Here is a 2,916-nt window from a genome sequence, read left to right as displayed (position 1 = left end):
TCTCGTCTGATGAACTTCGATCGTTCGAGGCCGACATCGAGTCGGCGATCTCGTTTGCCGACGCCTGCCGGCGAGGTGAGCACGATGACCGGTTGATCCCGTTGCAGCGGACAGATTGCTGACGATCGCCCGGAGAACTCAGGGCACCAAGCGGAGGGCGTCGAGGTTGAGGTCGCTGTCCGGACGTGCCGTGACCGCCAGCTGGGCGAGGACATACTCATCGTCGCCGACCGTGAGCACTACCGAGTGTGCGTTCGACACCAGCGGCCCGAACGGTGACTCGAGGGTGCCGAGCAACACCACGCCGTGGTCGTTGCGGGTGTCGGAGACCCTTTCCCGCAACTCCCAACCCGGCACCCCGAGAGTCATCGCTTCGGCGAACTGCAGCAGGTGGTCCGCGGGAACCGGCAAGTCGGCAAGGCGCCAGGCGGTGGCCATCGCGTTCGACACAAACCGTTCCGACGGATCCAGCGACTCCTGGAGTTCCGCTTCACTCTTCGACAGCCAGAGGTCGGAGACCGTGACCAGATCTGCGTCCTGGCGCACCTTGCGCCAGCCGTCTGGGAGACCATCCACCGCGAGACCTGTCTCTGCGAAGTGCTCGACCAGAGTGACGACCGCTTGGGGGTGACCCAGCGCGGAAGTGTCGAACGCTTTCGTCACGACGTCGTGGCTCGCGGTTGAGCGACCACACGAACGTCGATGCTGTCGCCCACGGCGATATCGCGATCCGGCTTGAACAGCAACATCTCCCGGATTAATTCGGGACTGTAAGCGCGCCGGATTCCGACCTCGGTCTCAGCGAGGTGGCGAACCGTCGAGTACACAGAATCGGCATCGAGGCCGTAGTACTTCTGTGGGAAGATCAAGCGCTTTCTATTTTTGCCGCTTGCGTCGACTATTTGTAGATGCGGGATGGCATTCTTGCGCGCCTGAAGGATAGTCAACTGAAGGTCCTGCAGAAGCACCGCCGGATGAGTGCCTATGGCAATACTTTCGGAGTTGACGATTAGCCTTCCGCGCTGCTTGAGCGAGCTCCCCAGGGCGACCACCGCCGCAACCCATATTGCAATCAGAATTACCGTGTATCGCAGATCATCTCCCATAGACCGTCCGACAATTGGTTGCAGAGTGATGAGAACGGCAGCAACGAAAGCAACGCTGGTGAACACCCAATTCGGGTTGGCGAGCGGCCGCAGGGGCTGCACCTCGACACCACTTTCAGACACTGCGACGCGCGGGGCGGATCGCACAAAGACTGTGACAACGGACAGTGATAGTACCGCGAATGCAGCACCCATCAGGTACACGCCGAACATGACACAACCGAGGGCTATGGCCAGGAGTAAGACGAAGAAAACGACGGATTGGGCAATGAGGTGCCTTGGCCCCCTCGCAGACTGAAACCACCGATAGACAACGTTGTCGATCATCATTCGAGCCACTCCCCGATTTTCTTTGAAGTCCACCACGCGGCGACCGCGCCGGCAGCCAACCCGACACCTGCACCAATGATATTTCCCGGCCCGGGCAGCACACTGCCTGCTACGCCGCCAGCCAACGCCGCGGCGCCGATACCGGCTGCGACACCGCCGCCTTCTTTCGCAATGGCCACCGGCACCGAATCGCCGCCTCCGACGTCGCTGATGATCGAGGGAATCATCATCGCAACGTTGCCAACGACTCCAAGCCGGCTGACCTCGAGTAGATCAATCTCTTTGAGCCACGGCTTCAGGCTGCTTTCGACATTCTCGAGCGCCTTCAATCCGTATTTACCGATGAGGTTGGTCTTCGCCCCCACGAGCTCGCCGACCACGAACGAGTCAATGTCGTTCGCAGACACTTTCCAGATCGATTCTTTCTTCTTATCGTCCAGATTCTTCAACGCCTTGGCAAGATCGTCGTCGACCCGGTTGGCCTCCTCGACGAGCTTCTTCACGCGATCTTGCAACCTGGTCAGGGCCTCGTTCAGTTCTTTGATCTGATCGTCGTCCCACCCCGCGGTCGACACGGCCACGGCGACTGTGGATGACGAGTCGATGATCCGCAATCCGTGTTGCTGAGCATCCGTTCGTAGAATGTCGAGGCTACGACGTAGCCCCTCGACGGGCCCCTGCGCGATGGTTGCCGCGCCACCCAGGATCTTCGCGGCCGCGATGTACTGGTCCGACTTGAGCTTGCAGTACTTCAGGGCATTCTTCGCGGACTCGGCACCGACCCCTTTCCATGTCTCGAACACCGGCATCCGGTCGAGCTGGCCGGTCGCGTCGCTGCACGACACAGCGAGCTTCTGACAATCCGTGGCCACGTCGGCCAAGGAGTGCGGATCCCAGCGCGCTATGTCGGCCACCTGTAGGTCTGCCACCGTTGACGTCCCCTCGTCTATTGCCGAAATGCCCCCGATTCGAACAGGAGGTTACTGTACCGATGTACGTAGCCGGCCTGAAGGGACGTCGAAGTCATGCCACCCGAAGAAGACCTGAAGGTCACGTCGTCAGATTTGCGACACGCTGCACAGCAACTCAGCGGTTGGGAAACCGATGTGTCGGTTGCCGCGTCGAAGGCCGAGACCGATCTGCAGTCACGATCCGGCGGATGGGTCGGCGACTCCAAGAAAGCACTGGAGAAGGCGATCGGCGAACTACGCGAACACAAGGGCAGCGTGACATCCCGTCTGACGAGGGAGTCGAAAAACATCAACAACGCTGCCGACCGGTACGCCAAGACCGAAAAGAAGAACGCAGAGAAGATCGCCACGGCCGATCACGGCAACAAGCCCAAGCTGAACATGGACCACTGATCAGCGCACAGACCCCGCCACGCGCGTCAGCGAAGCGAACACCGCCGAGTAATCCGCCGCAGCCTTGGCGATGAAATCGTCGAGGTTCGGCAGGTTGTCGATGACGAAATACAGTC

The 2,916-nt window shown here is 60.4% G+C and carries 4 protein-coding genes; 1 reads left to right on the top strand and 3 read right to left on the bottom strand.

What is annotated here, in order from left to right:
• Window positions 1-138: 138 nt before the first annotated feature.
• From JHC79_RS23235 to JHC79_RS23225, 3 genes are all read right to left on the bottom strand, one after another.
• Entirely contained in the window at window positions 139-576 is a 438-nt protein-coding gene (locus JHC79_RS23235; RefSeq protein ID WP_296395379.1) for a hypothetical protein, read from the bottom strand.
• 83 nt (window positions 577-659) lie between these two features.
• Window positions 660-1,436, bottom strand: a complete 777-nt coding sequence (locus JHC79_RS23230; protein ID WP_296395378.1) for a hypothetical protein — start codon at window positions 1,434-1,436, stop codon at window positions 660-662.
• Complete coding sequence (locus JHC79_RS23225; RefSeq protein WP_296395374.1) at window positions 1,433-2,365, bottom strand: hypothetical protein; 933 nt, start codon at window positions 2,363-2,365, stop codon at window positions 1,433-1,435. The genes JHC79_RS23230 and JHC79_RS23225 overlap by 4 nt, the downstream gene beginning before the upstream one ends.
• A 96-nt stretch (window positions 2,366-2,461) precedes the next feature.
• Here JHC79_RS23225 and JHC79_RS23220 point away from each other — a divergent pair, with 96 nt between their 5' ends.
• Complete coding sequence (locus tag JHC79_RS23220; RefSeq protein WP_296395372.1) at window positions 2,462-2,800, top strand: WXG100 family type VII secretion target; 339 nt, start codon at window positions 2,462-2,464, stop codon at window positions 2,798-2,800.
• Window positions 2,801-2,916 lie beyond the last annotated feature (116 nt).

This window comes from Williamsia sp., assembly GCF_016462415.1.
In the GTDB taxonomy this organism is placed as follows: Bacteria; Actinomycetota; Actinomycetes; order Mycobacteriales; family Mycobacteriaceae; genus Williamsia_A.
The sequence above is the reverse complement of the archived record's forward strand: the minus strand, read 5'-3'. Positions and strand labels throughout refer to the sequence as shown.

Coding starts and splice junctions, on each gene's coding strand:
- JHC79_RS23230 (WP_296395378.1), bottom strand. CDS start 1,436: ATGATGATCGACAACGTTGTCTATCGGTGGTTTCAGTCTGCGAGGGGG.
- JHC79_RS23220 (WP_296395372.1), top strand. CDS start 2,462: ATGCCACCCGAAGAAGACCTGAAGGTCACGTCGTCAGATTTGCGACAC.